Genomic DNA, 17539 nt, shown 5'->3' with positions numbered 1-17539 from the left:
AAGTCACGCGCGATGGGGTACGCGGGATGGTTAGTCGCCGTACACGTTAAAATCGAAATATTTCTTCGCCAGCTTGTCGTAGGTGCCGTCCTGGCGCATCTCGGCAAAGGCTTTATTTAATGCTTCACGCAGCTCATTATCCTCTTTGCGCAGCCCCATTCCGGTGCCGACGCCAAACAGCTTCTCGTCTTTAATCGACGGGCCGCCGAACTGATAATCTTTGCCGATAGGCTGTTTGAGGAAGCCTTCGCTGGCGGCAACTTCATCCTGGAACGCCGCGTCAATACGTCCGGCGGTCAAATCGGAATAGATATTGTCCTGACCCTGATAGGAAACGATTTCAATACCTTTCGGCGCCCAGTGTTCATTGCCATAGGTTTCTTGTGTGGTGCCCTGCAGAACGCCAATGCGCTTACCTTTCAGCTTCGCAAGGTCTGGCGTGATATCGCTGCCTTTTTTGACGACCAGGCGAGAATCAGCCGCGTAAAGTTTGTCGGTGAAGGCAATTTCCTGCTGGCGTTTTTCGGTGATCGAAAGCGAAGACATAATGGCGTCGATCTTCTTCGCTTTTAAAGAAGGGATCAGCGCGTCCAGCGGGTTCTCAATGAAGGTACATTGCGTATTGATGCGCTTACACAGCTCTTTTGCCAGATCGATGTCAAAACCAACCAATTCACCCTGTGCATTCTTTGATTCGAACGGGGCATAAGTAGGATCGGTGCCAATGCGGACTTTTTGCGGAATTGCTGCGAATACGGTGGAAACGCTGGAAAGGGCCAGCGCTAAGGAGAGAGACAACGCCAGTTTTTTCATAACTATCCTCAACAGACTGTCATTCTAATGGATTTATTAGAAGTACTTACGGCAGTTATCGTGCCATTATTCGCCCCGGTAAGGCAAAGCATTCTGCGCCGGAAAGCAAATTTTTTCGCATCGGAAACGCTTAACTATGCACTTTTTAACATAGAGTGCGCAATTTCCTGCACCAAATTGATCCGCTTAAAGCACCGTTGCACCAATATCAGACAGAAATAGATACTCGTGGCCCGGAATCCGGGCCAGCGGGCGACTTAATCACCGTAAACGTTGAAGTCGAAGTATTTCTTCGCCATTTTGTCGTAGGTGCCGTCTTTGCGAAGCTCAGCCAGGGCTTTATCAAAAGCGGCCTTCAGTTCGCTATCGTCCTTACGCAGGCCAATACCGGTGCCATCTCCGAAGAATTTTTTGTCTTTAACAGAAGGTCCGGCAAAGGCAAAATCTTTACCGGCTGGTTGCTTGAGGAAGCCTTCGCTGGCGGCGACCTCATCCTGCAAGGCGGCATCCAGGCGGCCCGCAGCGAGGTCTGAGTAGATTAAGTCCTGATTCTGATAAGCCACGACGTCTACCCCGTGGCTACGCCAGCGTTCATTGCCGTAGGCCTCCTGGGTGGAGCCCTGCAGAACGCCGACGTGCTTGCCTTTCAGAGATTCCAGCGTCGGTTGAATCGGTGAGCCTTTGGCGGCAATCAGGCGAGAGTCCGCCGCGTAGAGCTTGTCAGAGAACGTGATTTCCTGCTGGCGTTTTTCGGTGATCGATAACGAAGAGATGATGGCGTCGATTTTCTTCGCCTTCAGCGATGGGATCAGGGAGTCGAAATCGCTGCCAACCCAGGTACATTTTACTTTGATGCGCGAACAGAGCTCATTACCCAAATCAATGTCAAAACCCACGAAATCCCCTTTCGCATCCTTAGAAGAAAAAGGCGCGTAGGTGGCATCGGTGCCAATGCGAATACTCTGCGGCAGCGCGGCGAAGGCGCTGGAAGCGCTGCAAATGCCCATCATTAAAGAGAAAGCCAGGACCGTCTTCTTCATAGGTTACCCTTAAGTGTCGTGATGTTGTTATGTCATGCGTTGTCTTGTTATTGGTGCTGCCGACAAATCTTGCACGTTTTATGCCATTCTCTCAGTGCGTGCTGGAAACGGCGTTAAATTTGTTAAATAAAGGTTGCAAGTTTGTCTTGAAAGGGAAGATACCAGCAATAATGGATAAACCGCAGCGCCGTAGCGCAAAAAAACAAATTAAATGTTGAGGATTTGATCGAGGCGACAAAATTGCACTGCAGGAGCGCAGAGGTGAAGAAAGCGCACTATGTTAGTGCGCCCTACGCGCCCTGCCAGCGGGTAAAGAGGTCTGCAGGAAGAGAGATATCAAACTGATCGATAACGCGATTGACCGTTTGATTGATCACATCGTCAAGGCTTTCAGGACGATGATAGAACGCCGGAACCGGCGGCATAATCACTGCGCCCATTTCCGCCGCCTGGACCAGCAGACGCAGATGGCCGAGGTGGAACGGCGTTTCCCGAACGCACAGCACCAGCGGGCGACGCTCTTTAAGCACCACGTCCGCCGCTCTGGTCAGCAGCCCATCGGTATAGCTATGAACAATGCCGGAAAGCGTTTTCATTGAACATGGCAAAATCACCATCCCGGCGGTTTTAAAAGAGCCGGAAGAGATACTGGCGGCGATATCACGGGCATCGTGCACTACGTCGGCCAACGCCTGCACCTCGCGCAGGGAGAAGTCCGTCTCCAGCGCCAGCGTCTGACGGGCGGCCTGGCTTAAAATAAGATGGGTTTCGACATCAGGCACCTCGCGCAAAACCTGGAGCAGGCGTACGCCGTAAATTGCGCCGCTGGCGCCAGAGATACCGATAATGAGTCGCTTCACGATGATTGCCCCTTTCACACGATGGCGCAGACTTTGCCGGATTATGCCTGCGGACGCAACCGCAATGAACTCTCACGAACCACTAACCGCACCGGCAACAACAGGTTTCTGTCACCCTCATCGCTGAGTAAAAGACGGAACGCATCGCGGCCAAGCTCACGCTTATCAATGGCCACCGTGGTTAACGGCGGCCAGGCCCATGCAGCAGCTTCAATATCATCGAAACCGACGATCGCAATCTCATCCGGCACCTTGATGCCCTTCCGCGCGCAAACTCTCATCGCCACCAGCGCCGCCATATCGTTATAAGCAAAGATAGCATCCGGCGGCTGCGGTAGCGCCAGCAGTTTCTCCATGCCTTCTACCAGCGGTTTTTCTATCTCCTTGACCGGGGGGACTTCGACTCGATACTCCTCGGCCAGAGAAATTCCGGCATCAAACAGCGCCTGCAGATAGCCTTCTGTACGCTGACGGATGCTGTAATGGTGCTGCGAATGGCCGAGTAAGGCAATACGCTTTCTTCCCTGTTCAAGCAGGTGGCGGGTGGCGATAAATCCGCCGTGATAGTTGTCAGGATTGGCACAGGGAAAATCCGCCGCCCACAAATCAACCAGGGCAACGGGGAGCGCCGTTTTTTTCAATTCCGCCAGTATCTCTGCTTCAAGATAACCCGCGCAGATCAACGCGTCAGGCTGATGGAGATTAATCAACTCGCCAACTGAATCTCCCGGACCAATGGGCTGGAAGCTCATGGCAATTTCATTTTCTCTACAAGCGTCAGCAACGCCAAGCATGACGGTCGAATAGAACGGCAGAGCGCTGGCAATATTGTGTTCCCTGTGCATTAAAAACAGCAGCCGCTTGATGCGACCGTTGCGCAAGCGGCTAAAATCATAGCCTTCGGCTTCCGCTATCGACAGGATCCGCTGACGAGTCTCCTCGCTAAGCCCCGGCTGCCCTTTTAGCGCTCTTGATACTGCGGCAATCGACACGCCGCAGGCCGCCGCAATATCTTTAATTCTGGTCTTTTTTACCATTCCGTTCGTTTTCACCTGTTTTACGGGGTTTACGCTGATTATCCCTGCAGCGCCTGCTCTCCAGCCCATGCAGCGCCGCGTACGCCGCTGCTGTCGCCATGCTTTGCCGGCAGAACCGGCGTCACGCAGCGTCCACCGAATATGTACTTTGCCATTTCAGCCGATAAATCGCTATACAGCTCATCGACGCCCGACAGCCCCCCACCTATCACTATCACATCCGGATCGAGCATATTCACGACGTTTGCGAAGGCGCGCGCCAGCTGATTACGGAATTGCCGCCACAGCGCCAGCGCTTGAGGGTGTCCTTCACGCATCTTCAACACCAGTTCTTCAGCGGTTCCGCGTCCTTCATTATGTAAGCGAAACTGTCGGGCCAGCCCGCTGCCAGAGATAAACGATTCTACGCAGTTATGCTGACCGCAATAGCACAAGTGCGAAGGCCCATCGTGTTCCGGGGAATAGTGCGGCAAAGGATTATGCCCCCATTCACCGCTGCAGGCATTCGGCCCGGTCAGCAAACGCTGATGCACCACCACACCGCCGCCGCATCCGGTACCAAGGATCGCCCCAAACACCACTTCATGACCGGCGCCGCAGCCATCTATCGCTTCCGACAGCGCGAAACAGTTAGCATCGTTTGCGACAGCCACCGGCTGGGAAAAATAGTCGCTAAGGATATCATGCAGCGGATGCCCATTGACCACCTGAATATTTGAATTTTTTACTAAACAAGTAGCGGTGTCAATCGCGCCGGGCAAACCGAATCCCAGGCTTAGCTTTTCGCCTGCCCAATCCTGCGCGGCATGGACTTCTCCAATGATACCCTGTAAGAACTGCTCAATACTGGCTTTCGGTGTCGCAATGCGCTGCTGCCAGACCAGTTTTCCCTTGTCATCCAGCACGACAGTCTCAACTTTGGTCCCACCGATATCCATTCCTAAATGCATTTAATTCGACCTTTTCTCGTAAAAATGATGCTCAGCTTAGCGAATAACGCAAAAAATCCCGGCATCCTTCACGGATAAATGTGATCAAGATCGGCATTAAAAATAATTTATAGTAAAAATAAAGATCAAAATCACAAGCACAAAAGTCAAAAATGTACGAAAAGAGAAGATTAGATCTATGCTCGGCAGCGTATGAAGTTTACTAAAAACATAAAAACAGATCGTAATGACCTGTGTACCCTCACACTCTGCTTAGCAAATAAGGATTGGTTATGGCTACAGTCGATAATCTGGACACGAATGTGCAGATGGTTGATGCGGGCGAAACGCTCTCCACCCGCGAAAAAATAGGCTATGGGCTGGGAGATGCCGGTGGACACTGCATCTCTGACTTAATCAGCGGCTTCCTGCTTTTTTTCTACACCGATGTGTTCGGCCTCAGCCCGGCCATCGTCGGGGCAATGTTCTTTACCCTGAGAATTTTTGATGCGATATCAGACCCGGTTATGGGCGTTATTGCTGACAGAACCCGCAGCCGCTGGGGCCGCTTTCGCCCGTGGCAGCTCTGGACTGCCGTGCCGCTTGCGGTTATCGGCATCCTGACGTTTACCGTGCCAGACATGAGCCCAAACATGAAAATTGCCTGGGCGTTCGGGACCTATTTTTTGCTCTCTATTGGCTATACCGCCAATAACGTCCCCTACTGCGCCCTGATAAACGCCATGACCAACCGTCACGATCAGGTAATGTCCTGCCAGTCCTGGCGCTTTGTCTTAAGCGGTATCGCCGGCTTCCTGGTCTCCGTCGGGCTGCCATGGATGGTCGAGCTTTTTGGCCAGGGCAATCTGGCTAAAGGCTACCAGTACGGCGTGGCCGTGCTGTGCGCCGTTGGTATGATCATGTTTTTACTTTGCTTTTTCTGGGTCAAAGAGCGGGTTCCGCTGTCGCTGGCCGGAAAATTCACGCTGCGCCAGCATCTGCAAGGGCTGCGTAAGAACGACCAATTACTGCTGATGCTGGTGATGTCCTTCCTGCTGGTGAATATTCTGTGCATTCGCGGCGGCGGCTACATGTACTTTATCTCCTACGCGCTGCAGGGCAGCGCCGGCTTTATGTCGCTGTTTTTTGCCATCGTCACCGTGGCTGCGATTATTGGCGCGGTGATCGTCAACCCGCTTTCACGCCGCGTCGACATGGTTACGCTGTACTTCCGCACTAACCTGGTGCTGGTTATTTTCGGCGTGGCGATGTGGTTCCTGCCCACCGGCCCGCAGCATCAGACACTATGGCTGGTCTGTATCCTGATCAACAACGTTGTGCTTGGTTTCACCCTGCCGCTGCACTTCTCGATTATGGCCTTCGCCGATGATTACGGTGAATGGAAGAATGGCGTGCGTTCCTCCGGTATGAACTTCGCCTTTAACCTCTTTTTTATCAAGCTCTCCTGGGCCTCATCCGGCGGCATTATCAGCCTGTTGCTGATTCTGGTCGCGTACCGTCCAGGCCTGGAAAATCAAACTGCCGCGTCTATTCAGGGCATCACCCTGCTGCAAACCGTAATACCGGCAATTTTCCATCTGGTGCTGGCCCTGTGTCTGCTGAAGTGCCGGCTGGACGGCCCAATGATGAAACGTATCTCCACCGATCTTAACCAAAGACATAGCCAAATTTCCTGAGGTAAACATGATGCAGTCCGATGTAATTGAAGCCGACCTGAACAGAATTACCGTTACCGATCCTTTCCTGGGAGAGTATCAGCGTTTGATTCGTGATGTCGTCATTCCTTATCAGTGGCAAGCGCTGAACGACAATATTCCCGATGCGGAGCCCAGCCACGCGCTGGCCAACTATCGCATTGCCGCGGGACAAGAGGATGGCCAATTTTACGGAATGGTTTTTCAGGATAGCGACGTCACCAAATGGCTTGAGGCGGTCGCCTGGTCGTTAAGCCAAAAACCTGACGCGACGCTCGAACAAACCGCTGACGAAGTGATCGAACTGCTGGCGCAAGCGCAGTGTGAAGACGGCTATCTCAATACCTGGTATACCGTAAAAGAACCGGGTCAGCGCTGGACTAACCTGGCAGAGTGTCATGAACTGTACTGTGCCGGGCATCTTTTTGAAGCAGCTGTCGCTTTTTATCGCGCCACCGGTAAACGTCGTCTGTTGGAAATCTCCTGCCGCTTTGCCGACCACATTGATACCGTCTTCGGGCCTAACCCCGGACAGCTTCGCGGCTATCCGGGACATCCGGAAATCGAACTGGCGCTGATGCGCCTGTATGAAGTCACCCGGGAACCTCGCTATCAGGCGTTGGCCTGCTTCTTCGTCGAAGAACGTGGGAAGCAGCCCTACTATTACGATATCGAGTTCGAAAAACGCGGCGGTACCCGGCACTGGATCGGTTGGGGCGACGCCTGGCCAGGAATGATCAAAGACAAAACTTACACCCATGCGCACAAACTGCTCGCTGAACAGAACGAAGCGGTCGGCCACGCCGTACGTTCGGTCTATCTGATGACCGGCCTGGCGCATATCGCCCGTATGACAAATGACGAAGAGAAACGTCAGACCTGCCTGCGGATCTGGAACAACATGGTGCAGCGTCGGATGTATATCACCGGAGGAATCGGCTCTCAGGGGATCGGCGAAGCTTTTACCAGCGACTACGATCTGCCCAACGATACCGCCTACGGTGAAAGCTGCGCTTCAATTGGCCTGATGATGTTCGCCCGTCGGATGCTGGAAATGGAAGGCGATGCGCACTATGCCGACGTGATGGAACGCGCTTTTTACAATACGGTACTCGGCGGGATGGCGCTGGACGGTAAACACTTCTTTTATGTTAACCCGCTGGAAACCTATCCGAAAAGCATTCCGCATAACCATATTTACGACCATATCAAACCGGTTCGCCAGCGCTGGTTTGGCTGCGCCTGCTGCCCGCCAAATATCGCCCGCACGTTGGTGGCTATCGGGCACTACCTGTTCACGCCGCGCCGGGATGCGCTGTTTATCAATTTCTACGCCGGAAGCGAAGCGCAGTTCACCATTAATGACCAGCCGCTGGCGCTAAAAATCAGCGGTAACTATCCATGGGATGAGGAGGTCAACATCACTTTCAGCCACCCGCAGGCCGTTCAGCATACGCTGGCGCTGCGCCTGCCGGAATGGTGTGAAGCGCCGCAGGTGCTCATCAACGGCGAAGCCGCGCAGGGCGAACAACTGAAAGGCTATCTGCATATTACGCGCCAATGGCAGCAGGGGGATATCATTACGCTGCGCCTGCCGATGACCCTCCGCCGGGTCTACGCCAACCCACTGGTTCGCCATAACGCCGGTAAAGTCGCCATTCAGCGCGGACCGCTGGTTTACTGCCTGGAAGAGGTTGATAACGGCGCCGAACTGCACAACCTGTCGCTGCCCAAAGCGAGTCAGATACGCGAGATTCCAGGGACCGGGGTGCTAAAAGGAAAAATCGTGCTGCAGGCGGAGGGGCTTCGGGTACTGACCGCCCAGGAGGATAAGCCGCTCTACAGCTTCGACCATCGCCAGACGGCGGTAGAGAAACAGACCTTAACCTTTATTCCATGGTTTAGCTGGGCCAATCGTGGCGAAGGCGAGATGCGAATTTGGATCAACGAGGCCTGACCTCTAAAAACAAAAAGCCCGCAGTCTTCGGACCGCGGGCTTCCAGCGAATCAAGGCATTACCCTTCGTTGTGCATCTCCAGGTTTTCCACTTCGTTCTGCAGCTGAACCGCTTTTGCGTCGTCGTTGCGCAGAGAGTCAAGGAAATCCAGATAGGTCTGATCAACATCTTTAGTGACGTAGATACCGTTGAAGACCGAACATTCAAACTGCTGGATATCCGGATTCTCAGCGCGCACCGCGTCAATCAGATCGTCCAGATCCTGGAAAATCAGGCCATCCGCACCGATGATCTGGCGAATCTCATCCACTTCACGCCCGTGAGCAATCAGCTCATTGGCGGTCGGCATATCGATGCCATACACGTTCGGGAAACGAATTTCCGGCGCAGCGGAAGCCAGGTAGACTTTCTTCGCCCCGGCTTCGCGCGCCATCTCAATAATCTGCTCAGAGGTAGTGCCGCGCACGATGGAATCATCCACCAACAGCACGTTCTTATCGCGGAACTCGGCGCGGTTGGCGTTAAGCTTACGCCGCACCGATTTCCGGCGCAGCTGCTGGCCCGGCATGATGAAGGTTCGGCCTACGTAGCGGTTTTTAACAAACCCCTGACGGTACGGCTTGTCGAGGATGCGGGCGATTTCCAGCGCGATATCGCAGGAGGTTTCCGGAATGGGAATGACCACATCGATATCCAGATCTTCCCACTCGCGGGCAATTTTCTCGCCCAGCTTCGTGCCCATATTGACGCGGGCGCTGTAAACGGAAATTTTGTCGATGAAGGAGTCCGGACGCGCAAAGTACACGTACTCGAACAGGCACGGGTTGCTGACCGGGTTTTCCGCGCACTGGCGAGTAAACAGCTGGCCTTTTTCGGTGATATACACCGCTTCGCCAGGCGCCACGTCGCGCAGGAACTCAAAGCCCAGCGTATCGAGCGCCACGCTTTCCGAAGCGACCATATACTCGGTACGGCCATCGCCAATATCGCGCTTGCCCAGCACCAGCGGACGGATGCCGTTCGGGTCGCGGAAGGCCACCATGCCGTGACCGATAATCATCGCCACGCAGGCGTAAGCGCCGCGAATCTGGCGGTTGGTGGCGGCAATCGCCGCAAAAATATTGTCGGCTTCCAGCGGGTAGTGGCGGAAGTTGTCCAGCTCGCTGGCAAAGATATTGAGCAGGATTTCGGAATCGGAGGTGGTGTTGATGTGGCGGCGTTTTTCTTCAAACAGCTTTTTACGCAGCTCGTGAGCGTTGGTCAGGTTACCGTTGTGCGCCAACGTAATACCATACGGTGAGTTGACGTAGAAAGGCTGAGCCTCAGAGGCGCTGGAGCTGCCAGCCGTCGGGTAACGAACGTGACCAATCCCCATATTGCCCTGCATACGCTGCATATGGCGAGCTTCAAAAACATCGCTCACCAGTCCGTTCGCCTTACGCAAACGAAAACAGTTGTTCGCATCAATGGTGATGATGCCTGCGGCATCCTGGCCACGATGCTGAAGCACCGTTAACGCGTCATAAATCGACTGGTTTACCGGCATGACACCGGCGATACCGACAATACCGCACATACGTCTTTTCCTCGTTAAGCTACATCCCAACGCTTATGCTTTGGGCAAGAAACTTGACGAGCTCTGCAGATAGTCAAAGAACCATCTGATAACGAAACTGAACTGCGGGATAAGCTCAGACTTTTGCCAGTCTTCGCTTTTCGCCATACCGGTAAAGCTATCGAGAAAGAACAGAATCGCTGAGACGATTAGCACACCGCGCAGGGCGCCAAAGCAGATCCCTAAGACCCTGTCGGTACCCGACAGGCCGGTTTTCTCCACCAGCTGACCTATCACAAAGTTTACGATAGCGCCGACGATAAGCGTTGCGATAAACAGTATCGCGATAGCAATCCCATTTCGGACCAGTTCGTCTTCAAAGCCCGTGAACCAGACAGCCAGGTAAGTGTAGTAATGACTGGCAACAAAGAAAGCACATCCCCAGGTTACCAGCGATAAAGCTTCACGAACAAAGCCGCGGATCAGGCTAACCAGTGAGGAAAAACCAATCACCGCAATTATGGCGTAATCAATCCAGACCATATACGTCCCACGATTTTACGCCCTGTCGTCCGGTTCGGGGCGCATTCTAACAGAAAAAGAAAACGTTTGCGTAGGGATTTCCGTGCCCTACATAAATAAAAATGGCGCTGAAAAAACATTCAACGCCATACTGCCTTTCGCCTCTTCAGGGCACGTCAGACAGGGGTTTCAGCTCGCTACTTTTTAAAAAAGAGAGAGTTAGTTCGGGCTGTAGCCCATGACCACGCCGCTGAGTCCTGAAAGCTGCTTCAGTTCTCCAAGCTGGCCTTTAAGCTTATCCTTTGAGGTATCCGGCCCCACAAGAATACGGGTAATTTTACCCTGCACCGGTGTCGAAGGCGATGTGTAAACCTTAAAACCGGAAGCGCGCAGCTTGCCCACAATTTCGTTGACCTTATCGGCGTTCTTTAACGCGCCCAGCTGCACTACGTATGCTTTACCGGTCGGCGCCGGGATTTCAGCCTGCTGCTGTGGCTTAGGCGGCGGCGTCTGCGCCGCAACCTGCTGCTGCTGTGGTTTCTCTACCGGCTTCGGCTGAGGTTTCGGCTGCGCCTGCGGTTTTGGCGCGACAACCGGCTCCTGAACCACATCAAAACTGTTGTTGTTCACCGGTATGCGCGACGGATCCAACGATGGCGCCGCGGCGTCACCGGCTCTCACCTCTTCCGCCGCCCCTTCCGGAGGCTGCGAAGGCAGCGCCTGAGTCGCCGCTGGCAGCATATCCGGCTCATCGCGGTCCCCTGGTTTGGGCACCAGAGGAATGGCGGCAAACTCATCCTGATAATGTTTTTTCTGACCATCCAGTAGCCCTGGCAGGATAATCACCCCCAGCGCTACCAGCACAATCGTCCCGACTAAACGGTTCTGAAACTTACTTGCCACCGGTTCTCCCCGCGTCTATTTCTTCCATTACATGCGCCACCGTGTGGAATGAACCACAGACCAGCACCGTATCTTCAGGTCTGGCATCCGCCATCGCCGCATGCCACGCTTGCGCAACGCTGGTATAGACTTTACCTGCGCGTAAATGTTCCAGCAGCTGCTCCGCCGTGGCTCCGCGCGGCCCTTCCAGCGGCGCGCAGTACCAGTCGTCAACTTCCGCCTGCAAATTCGCCAGCGTACCTGCGATATCCTTATCATGCAGCATACCAACAACCGCCAGTACGCGCCCCGTTTTCGATAAGGTTTTGAGACGCCCGGCGAGATAGGCCGCCGCGTGCGGGTTATGAGCAACGTCAAGGATCGTCCGCGGCGCTTCGCTGATTATCTGGAAACGCCCAGGCAGCATCGCGTTTTGAATGCCGTCGCGCATCGCCTGCTCCTTCACCTTAAGCCCGCTGGCGCGCAGGGCCGCGAGCGCGGTTGCCGCATTCGGCAGCGGTACCTGCGGCAGCGGCAGATCGTTTAACGTCCCCTGCCGATCGCGGAAGGACCAGCCTTGTTCACTGGCGTCGTACTGCCAGTCAACGCCACGGCGCAGGAGCTGCGCCCCTTTTTCGCTCGCCACCTCTGCGATGGTCAACGGCATATCGGGTTCGCCGACGATGGCCGGTTTGCCTGAGCGGAAAATCCCCGCCTTTTCACGACCGATACTTTCGCGATCGGGCCCCAGCCAGTCAGTATGATCGAGGGCAATACTGGTGACCACCGCCACGTCAGCATCGACGATATTGGTAGCATCAAGGCGGCCGCCCAGGCCCACCTCAAGAATCACCACATCCAGTCGCGCCTGCTGAAACAACCACAGCGCAGAGAGAGTACCGAACTCGAAATAGCTCAGGGAAATCTCGCCGCGCGCGGCTTCAATTTCGGCAAAAGAGGTCGTATGCGCGAGTTCCGGCAGCTCTTCGCCCTGCACGCGCACCCGCTCGGTGTAGCGCACCAGATGCGGCGAACTGTATACGCCAACCTTGTAGCCCGCCGCCATCAGCACCGATTCCAGGGTACGGCAGGTGGTGCCTTTGCCGTTGGTCCCTGCGACCGTAAAGACAAACGGCGCAGGTTTTATTACCGCCATCCGCTGCGCGACCTCGCTGACGCGCGCCAGCCCAAGATCGATAGTTTTGCTGTGCAGATGTTCCAGATAAGAAAGCCACGTAGCCAGGGGCGACGTGGCCTGAGGAATAGGTTGTTTTTCCATGATGTCCGGCAAGAGTTAGGATAACTACGCGTATAAAAAAGGGCAGCGCCGTCAGGCCTGCCCTCTGCATTATCAGGCCTCTGGTTCCTGATCCGGCACCGGTGGCACCACCTCACCTTCGTGAGCGGGTTCCGGATTTGGCGCCGGAAGATTCATTAGCTTCGCCAGAATGCTGGCCAGCTTCAGACGCATTTCCGGGCGGCGTACGATCATGTCGATCGCCCCTTTCTCAATCAGGAACTCACTGCGCTGGAATCCTGCCGGCAGTTTCTCGCGAACGGTCTGCTCGATAACGCGGGGACCGGCAAAGCCGATCAGCGCTTTCGGCTCGGCGATATTCAGATCGCCCAGCATCGCAAAGCTCGCCGAGACACCGCCCATGGTGGGGTCAGTCAGCACGGAGATATACGGCAATCCGCGCTCCTGCATTTTCGCCAGCGCAGCGGAGGTTTTCGCCATCTGCATCAGCGACATCAGCGCTTCCTGCATACGCGCGCCGCCGGATGCGGAGAAGCAAATCAGCGGGCAGTTGTCTTCCAGAGCCTGCTCAACCGCGCGGACAAAGCGCGCGCCGACCACAGAGCCCATTGACCCGCCCATAAAGGAGAATTCGAAAGCTGCGGCAACAACCGGCATAGCATGCAGAGTGCCTTTCATGACCACCAGCGCGTCTTTTTCGCCAGTCTCTTTCTGGGCTGAGGCCAGACGGTCTTTATACTTTTTCGAATCGCGGAACTTCAGCACATCTTTCGGCTCGAGCTCGCTTCCCAGCTCCACGAGGGAACCTTCGTCCAGCAGGCTATGCAGGCGGTTGCGCGCCGACATACGCATGTGGTGATCGCACTTAGGGCAAACCTCCAGGTTGCGCTCCAGCTCTGCGCGGTACAATACCTGACCGCAGCTGTCGCACTTGGTCCATACACCTTCAGGGATACTTGCCTTACGGGTGGGGGTTATATTGCTTTTAATTCGTTCAATCCAGCTCATTGATAACCTTTCTACCTGAACCTGGTCGATGCCAGTTTTGTCGCAAGGGGCGCATAATGCCATTTTTGCCCCTCACAGACCATGAATGTTGCACATTAAATCATAACATCCCGTAACATGGGATAAAAAAGTGGTCGAACCGCTCACACTTCACTCTTCGGACGGCGGCATACCGTCCGAAGATCGTCGCCGCGTTATTTCGCCTGTTTCGCCGCCGCCCGCTTGTGGCGGATGACTTCAATGACGCCAGGCAGTACGGACAGAACAATAATCGCGACGATCAGCAGCTTAAGGTTTTCCTGTACGATCGGCAAATCGCCAAACAGATAACCCGCATAGGTAAATAACAGTACCCAAAGCAGCGCGCCAACGACGTTATACATCGCAAAATGACGATAGGACATATGCCCCATTCCCGCAACAAACGGCGCAAACGTTCTGACAATCGGCACGAAACGGGCCAGGATGATGGTTTTGCCGCCATGGCGTTCGTAGAAGCTATGGGTCTTATCCAGATAGCTGCGGCGGAATATTTTCGAATCGGGGTTGCTGAAAAGCTTTTCACCGAACAGCCGGCCAATCGTGTAGTTCAGCGCATCGCCAACAATCGCCGCAATGACCATCAGCAGCACCATTAAATGGACGTTGAGATCGTTAGTCGGCAGCGCGGAGAGCGCTCCTGCCACAAACAGCAGAGAATCCCCCGGCAGAAACGGCGTGACCACCAGGCCGGTTTCGCAGAACAGAATCAAAAACAAAATCGCGTATACCCAAATACCGTACTCCGCGACCAGCTCAGCCAGATGCACATCAATGTGCAGGATAAAATCGATTAAAAAGTGAATCAGATCCATAATTTGCGTTAGCCCTTAATGACCAGGTTAGTCCGCCAAAAACAGCGGGCCCATCGGCATGACAGGGAGGTCGTAGCGCGCCGGGTAATCCACCGCCACCAGATACAATCCTTCCGCCTTTGCCGTTGCGGCGGCAAGCGTCCTGTCTTTTGCCGCCAGAAGTTCTGCAATCCAGCTCTCTGGCTGGTTACCGGCACCTACTTCCATCAGACTGCCGACAATATTCCTTACCATATGATGTACAAAGGCATTCGCTTTGATGTCCACCACCACATATGCACCATAACGGGTGACGTTAATGTGCATCACGTTCCGCCACGGCGTGCGCGACTGGCACTGCACCGCACGAAACGAGGTGAAATCATTCTCTCCCAGCAGGCACTGAGCGGCGCGCTGCATCCGTTCTGCATCCAGCGGGTGATAATAATGGGTTACGCCGCGGCTCAATACCGCCGGCCGCAGACGATGATTATAGATAACATAACGATAGCGGCGCGCGGTGGCGCTGAAGCGGGCGTGAAAATCCTCTGGAACCCGCTTCACCCAGCGAACCGCGATATCGCCGGGTAAATTGGCATTGACGCCCAGGGTCCATGCGGCATCCTGACGCTGCGAGCGCGTTTCAAAATGCACGACCTGACCGGTTCCGTGCACGCCGGCATCCGTACGGCCCGCGCAAAAAACGTTAACAGGCTCGTTCGCTACCTGCGAGAGCGCCTTTTCCAGCTTCTCCTGCACGCTGCGGACTTCGTTCTGCCGCTGCCAGCCGTAGTACTTGCTGCCATCGTATTCGATGCCCAGCGCGATTTTGTAGACCGGCGGCTGCTCCATCTCAGACATCAGTACAAATACTCCTGAACCAGCTTCTCAGCGATTTTCACCGCCATCAGCGCGCCGCCAAAACGAACGTTATCGGCGACTGACCAGAACTGCACCTGTTCAGGCATACCATAGTCGTTATGCACGCAGCCGACGGAAAGGCGGGCGTTGCCGGAAGCATCCCCGACCTGCGTCGGGAATTCGCCCTCTTCGGACAGCTCGATATCTTCCCCGCGGCTAAAGGCATCGCGCGCCTCTTCGGCCGCCAGTGGACGCTGCGCTTCAAAGCTCACCATCTGCGCGTGGCCATAGAACACCGGCGACTGCACGACGTTAGCGGAGATCATCAGACCGTCATCCTGCAGTATCTTGCGGGCTTCATCGACGATACGTCGCTCTTCGCGCACGCTTCCTTCACGATCGGGCAGCAGCGGTAGCATATTGAACGCCAGCTGGCGGCCGAAGAAATCATCGTCATCGATTGGCATACCGTTGAGTAATTTAGCGCTCTGGCCCGCCAGCGCATCAACCGCTTTTTTACCGTGAGCGGAAGCAGAAAGCAGGCTGGTTACGCTTATACGCGACAGGCCGCCCTGATCGATCAACGGTTTTAACGCCGACAGCAGCTGGCTTGTCAGGCTATTCGCTACCGCGATAACGTTACGGTTGCGGTAATCCGCCAGTACGAACGGGTTAACATCCGGCACCACCAGCGGCACATCCGGCTCCAGGGCAAACAGACCGCTTAAGTCAATCACCAGGCAGCCCGCGTTCGTGGCCTCTTCGACATACGCTGCGGTCGCTTCTACACCCGCGGCAAAAAATGCCAGCTGGGCCTGGGTCCAGTCGAACTCCGCCGCATCCTGAACGAGAACCGACTTGCCCGCAAAACGCAGATGTTCACCGGCGCTGTCGCTACGCGCAAGGGCATAAATATCCCCCACCGGGAACTGACGATCGGCAAGAGTTTCGAGCAGGGCTTCGCCTACGGCGCCCGTTGCGCCCAGTATGGCAATATTCCAGCCTTCAGACATGGTGGTGTACTCCAGAAAAAAAGCGGCCCTGCCGGATTATCCAGCAGGAGCATTAAGATGATATTAACGAACAGGATGATGTACGGCGTTAAAGCCAAGCTGGCGCAGCAGCGTCGCCGCCTGGGCATCACTACACTGCACGTACAGCGAAGACCATTCGCGACGTTCCTGGTAATTCTTGCGCAGCCTATCGAACTCGCCCGCAACGCCCGCGACTTTTCGCAGCGGCGCATCATCGCGGCGCACATCATACACCAAATGCGCCAGCCGTTTTAGCGTTGCCTGATCGAGCGGCCCGTGCTGCGTAATGCGACCAAACTCCGGCGCCGGTAGCAGCGTGTCCAGCGCCACCTGCTGCGGGTGGCCAATAAACGCGCTGTAGGCCTCAAAAACCTGGGTCGTACCGCGCGCTTTTCCTTCAAGGGTGTAGCCGGCAATATGCGGCGTACCAATATCCACCCGCTTGAGCAGCTCGATATTCAGGTCCGGCTCCGGCTCCCAGACATCCAGCACCACGCTTAACGGCTGATTTTCCTGTAGTCGTTTAAGCAGCGCAGCGTTATCCACCACTGCCCCACGGCAGGCGTTGATTAATATCGTCCCCGGCTTCAGGCGGCGAATCAGCGCCTCATCCGCCAGGTGCAGCGTTTTGTACTGCCCTTCCTTATAGAGCGGCGTATGGAAAGTCAGAATATCGGCTTCCTGCACCAGCTCGTCAAGAGGACGGAAGTCGCCCTCATCGCCGCGATCGGCGCGCGGGGGATCGCAAAGCAGCGTTTTAATTCCCAGCGCCTCGAGACGTTTGTGCAGGCGCCCGCCCACGTTGCCGACGCCCACGATCCCGACGGTACGGTCGCGCAGCGCAAAGCCATCGCGTTCAGCCAGCATGAGCAGCGCTGAAAAGACATATTCCACCACCGCGATAGCGTTACAGCCCGGCGCCGCGGAAAAACCGATTCCCGCCCGCTGCAGCCACGCCTGATCGACATGGTCGGTGCCTGCCGTTGCGGTGCCAACAAATTTGATAGCCTTGCCGGAGAGCAGCGCTTCGTTAACTTTGGTGACGGATCGCACCATCAGCGCATCAGCGTCATTGAGCGCTTCGACCGGAACGGGACGACCCGCAACGGCCTTCACTTCCCCCAGGCGGCTAAAAAGCTCACGCGCATAGGGCATATTTTCATCAACGAGGATTTTCACGGTTCAGTACCTGTCTGAGAGCGAGAGTAAACCGGGGAAGTGTGCCATAATCTGCC

16 protein-coding genes are annotated in these 17539 nt (G+C 55.2%); 2 read left to right on the top strand and 14 right to left on the bottom strand.

Annotated elements, in window-relative coordinates; genetic code table 11:
- Window positions 1-30: 30 nt before the first annotated feature.
- The 5 genes from hisJ to IAE27_RS16375 form a co-directional block, all read right to left on the bottom strand.
- Complete coding sequence (hisJ, locus tag IAE27_RS16395; RefSeq protein WP_023321376.1) at window positions 31-813, bottom strand: histidine ABC transporter substrate-binding protein HisJ; 783 nt, start codon at window positions 811-813, stop codon at window positions 31-33.
- Window positions 814-1070: 257 nt separating this feature from the next.
- On the bottom strand, window positions 1071-1853 hold the full coding sequence (gene argT / locus IAE27_RS16390; protein WP_064355768.1) for a lysine/arginine/ornithine ABC transporter substrate-binding protein ArgT: 783 nt from the start codon (window positions 1851-1853) through the stop codon (window positions 1071-1073).
- Window positions 1854-2143: 290 nt separating this feature from the next.
- Window positions 2144-2713: a UbiX family flavin prenyltransferase gene (locus tag IAE27_RS16385; protein WP_004104126.1), complete on the bottom strand. Its 570-nt coding sequence runs from the start codon at window positions 2711-2713 to the stop codon at window positions 2144-2146.
- A gap of 41 nt (window positions 2714-2754) precedes the next feature.
- On the bottom strand, window positions 2755-3750 hold the full coding sequence (locus tag IAE27_RS16380; protein ID WP_004104128.1) for a LacI family DNA-binding transcriptional regulator: 996 nt from the start codon (window positions 3748-3750) through the stop codon (window positions 2755-2757).
- Between the two features lie 38 nt (window positions 3751-3788).
- Window positions 3789-4700 carry an ROK family protein gene (locus IAE27_RS16375; protein WP_070555631.1) on the bottom strand — a complete coding sequence of 304 codons (912 nt, stop codon included), beginning with the start codon at window positions 4698-4700 and terminating at the stop codon, window positions 3789-3791.
- A 272-nt stretch (window positions 4701-4972) separates the two neighbouring features.
- On the opposite strand from IAE27_RS16375, the gene IAE27_RS16370 reads away from it, so the two are divergent.
- Both IAE27_RS16370 and IAE27_RS16365 read left to right on the top strand, forming a co-directional pair.
- The gene (locus IAE27_RS16370) at window positions 4973-6376 is read left to right on the top strand and encodes an MFS transporter (RefSeq protein WP_004114267.1); all 1404 of its coding nucleotides are present in this window, start codon (window positions 4973-4975) and stop codon (window positions 6374-6376) included.
- A gap of 7 nt (window positions 6377-6383) precedes the next feature.
- On the top strand, window positions 6384-8351 hold the full coding sequence (locus IAE27_RS16365; RefSeq protein WP_135800589.1) for a glycoside hydrolase family 127 protein: 1968 nt from the start codon (window positions 6384-6386) through the stop codon (window positions 8349-8351).
- Between the two features lie 58 nt (window positions 8352-8409).
- Here the strand turns inward: IAE27_RS16365 and purF are convergent, their stop codons facing one another.
- The 9 genes from purF to pdxB form a co-directional block, all read right to left on the bottom strand.
- Window positions 8410-9927, bottom strand: coding sequence for an amidophosphoribosyltransferase (purF, locus tag IAE27_RS16360; protein ID WP_004104140.1), 1518 nt, complete (start codon window positions 9925-9927; stop codon window positions 8410-8412).
- 33 nt (window positions 9928-9960) lie between these two features.
- Window positions 9961-10449, bottom strand: coding sequence for a colicin V production protein (cvpA, locus tag IAE27_RS16355; protein WP_004104143.1), 489 nt, complete (start codon window positions 10447-10449; stop codon window positions 9961-9963).
- Window positions 10450-10647: 198 nt separating this feature from the next.
- A complete protein-coding gene (gene dedD / locus IAE27_RS16350) occupies window positions 10648-11331 on the bottom strand; it encodes a cell division protein DedD (protein WP_004114272.1) in 684 nt (227 codons plus the stop codon).
- Window positions 11321-12589: a bifunctional tetrahydrofolate synthase/dihydrofolate synthase gene (folC, locus tag IAE27_RS16345; protein WP_154022294.1), complete on the bottom strand. Its 1269-nt coding sequence runs from the start codon at window positions 12587-12589 to the stop codon at window positions 11321-11323. Before folC ends, dedD begins: the two co-directional genes overlap by 11 nt.
- A gap of 72 nt (window positions 12590-12661) precedes the next feature.
- Window positions 12662-13576 (bottom strand): acetyl-CoA carboxylase, carboxyltransferase subunit beta, encoded by a 915-nt coding sequence (gene accD / locus IAE27_RS16340; protein ID WP_016808402.1) that lies wholly within the window; start codon window positions 13574-13576, stop codon window positions 12662-12664.
- Between the two features lie 194 nt (window positions 13577-13770).
- On the bottom strand, window positions 13771-14430 hold the full coding sequence (locus IAE27_RS16335; RefSeq protein WP_004104153.1) for a DedA family protein: 660 nt from the start codon (window positions 14428-14430) through the stop codon (window positions 13771-13773).
- A gap of 27 nt (window positions 14431-14457) precedes the next feature.
- A complete protein-coding gene (truA, locus tag IAE27_RS16330) occupies window positions 14458-15270 on the bottom strand; it encodes a tRNA pseudouridine(38-40) synthase TruA (RefSeq protein ID WP_004104154.1) in 813 nt (270 codons plus the stop codon).
- The gene (locus IAE27_RS16325) at window positions 15270-16283 is read right to left on the bottom strand and encodes an aspartate-semialdehyde dehydrogenase (protein WP_004104155.1); all 1014 of its coding nucleotides are present in this window, start codon (window positions 16281-16283) and stop codon (window positions 15270-15272) included. The genes truA and IAE27_RS16325 overlap by 1 nt, the downstream gene beginning before the upstream one ends.
- A gap of 63 nt (window positions 16284-16346) precedes the next feature.
- Window positions 16347-17483 carry a 4-phosphoerythronate dehydrogenase PdxB gene (pdxB, locus tag IAE27_RS16320; protein ID WP_142475420.1) on the bottom strand — a complete coding sequence of 379 codons (1137 nt, stop codon included), beginning with the start codon at window positions 17481-17483 and terminating at the stop codon, window positions 16347-16349.
- Window positions 17484-17539: the final 56 nt, after the last annotated feature.

It is taken from the genome of Klebsiella sp. S69 (assembly GCF_016516145.1).
Taxonomy (GTDB): domain Bacteria; phylum Pseudomonadota; class Gammaproteobacteria; order Enterobacterales; family Enterobacteriaceae; genus Klebsiella; species Klebsiella oxytoca.
This window is presented reverse-complemented; position numbering and strand designations above follow the sequence as displayed.

Bases quoted from the DNA above. Each gene is read 5' to 3' on its own strand.
- hisJ (WP_023321376.1), bottom strand. From the start codon at position 813: ATGAAAAAACTGGCGTTGTCTCTCTCCTTAGCGCTGGCCCTTTCCAGC.
- argT (WP_064355768.1), bottom strand. From the start codon at position 1,853: ATGAAGAAGACGGTCCTGGCTTTCTCTTTAATGATGGGCATTTGCAGC.
- IAE27_RS16380 (WP_004104128.1), bottom strand. From the start codon at position 3,750: ATGGTAAAAAAGACCAGAATTAAAGATATTGCGGCGGCCTGCGGCGTG.
- IAE27_RS16375 (WP_070555631.1), bottom strand. From the start codon at position 4,700: ATGCATTTAGGAATGGATATCGGTGGGACCAAAGTTGAGACTGTCGTG.
- IAE27_RS16370 (WP_004114267.1), top strand. From the start codon at position 4,973: ATGGCTACAGTCGATAATCTGGACACGAATGTGCAGATGGTTGATGCG.
- IAE27_RS16365 (WP_135800589.1), top strand. From the start codon at position 6,384: ATGATGCAGTCCGATGTAATTGAAGCCGACCTGAACAGAATTACCGTT.
- purF (WP_004104140.1), bottom strand. From the start codon at position 9,927: ATGTGCGGTATTGTCGGTATCGCCGGTGTCATGCCGGTAAACCAGTCG.
- cvpA (WP_004104143.1), bottom strand. From the start codon at position 10,449: ATGGTCTGGATTGATTACGCCATAATTGCGGTGATTGGTTTTTCCTCA.
- folC (WP_154022294.1), bottom strand. From the start codon at position 12,589: ATGGAAAAACAACCTATTCCTCAGGCCACGTCGCCCCTGGCTACGTGG.
- accD (WP_016808402.1), bottom strand. From the start codon at position 13,576: ATGAGCTGGATTGAACGAATTAAAAGCAATATAACCCCCACCCGTAAG.
- IAE27_RS16335 (WP_004104153.1), bottom strand. From the start codon at position 14,430: ATGGATCTGATTCACTTTTTAATCGATTTTATCCTGCACATTGATGTG.
- truA (WP_004104154.1), bottom strand. From the start codon at position 15,270: ATGTCTGAGATGGAGCAGCCGCCGGTCTACAAAATCGCGCTGGGCATC.
- IAE27_RS16325 (WP_004104155.1), bottom strand. From the start codon at position 16,283: ATGTCTGAAGGCTGGAATATTGCCATACTGGGCGCAACGGGCGCCGTA.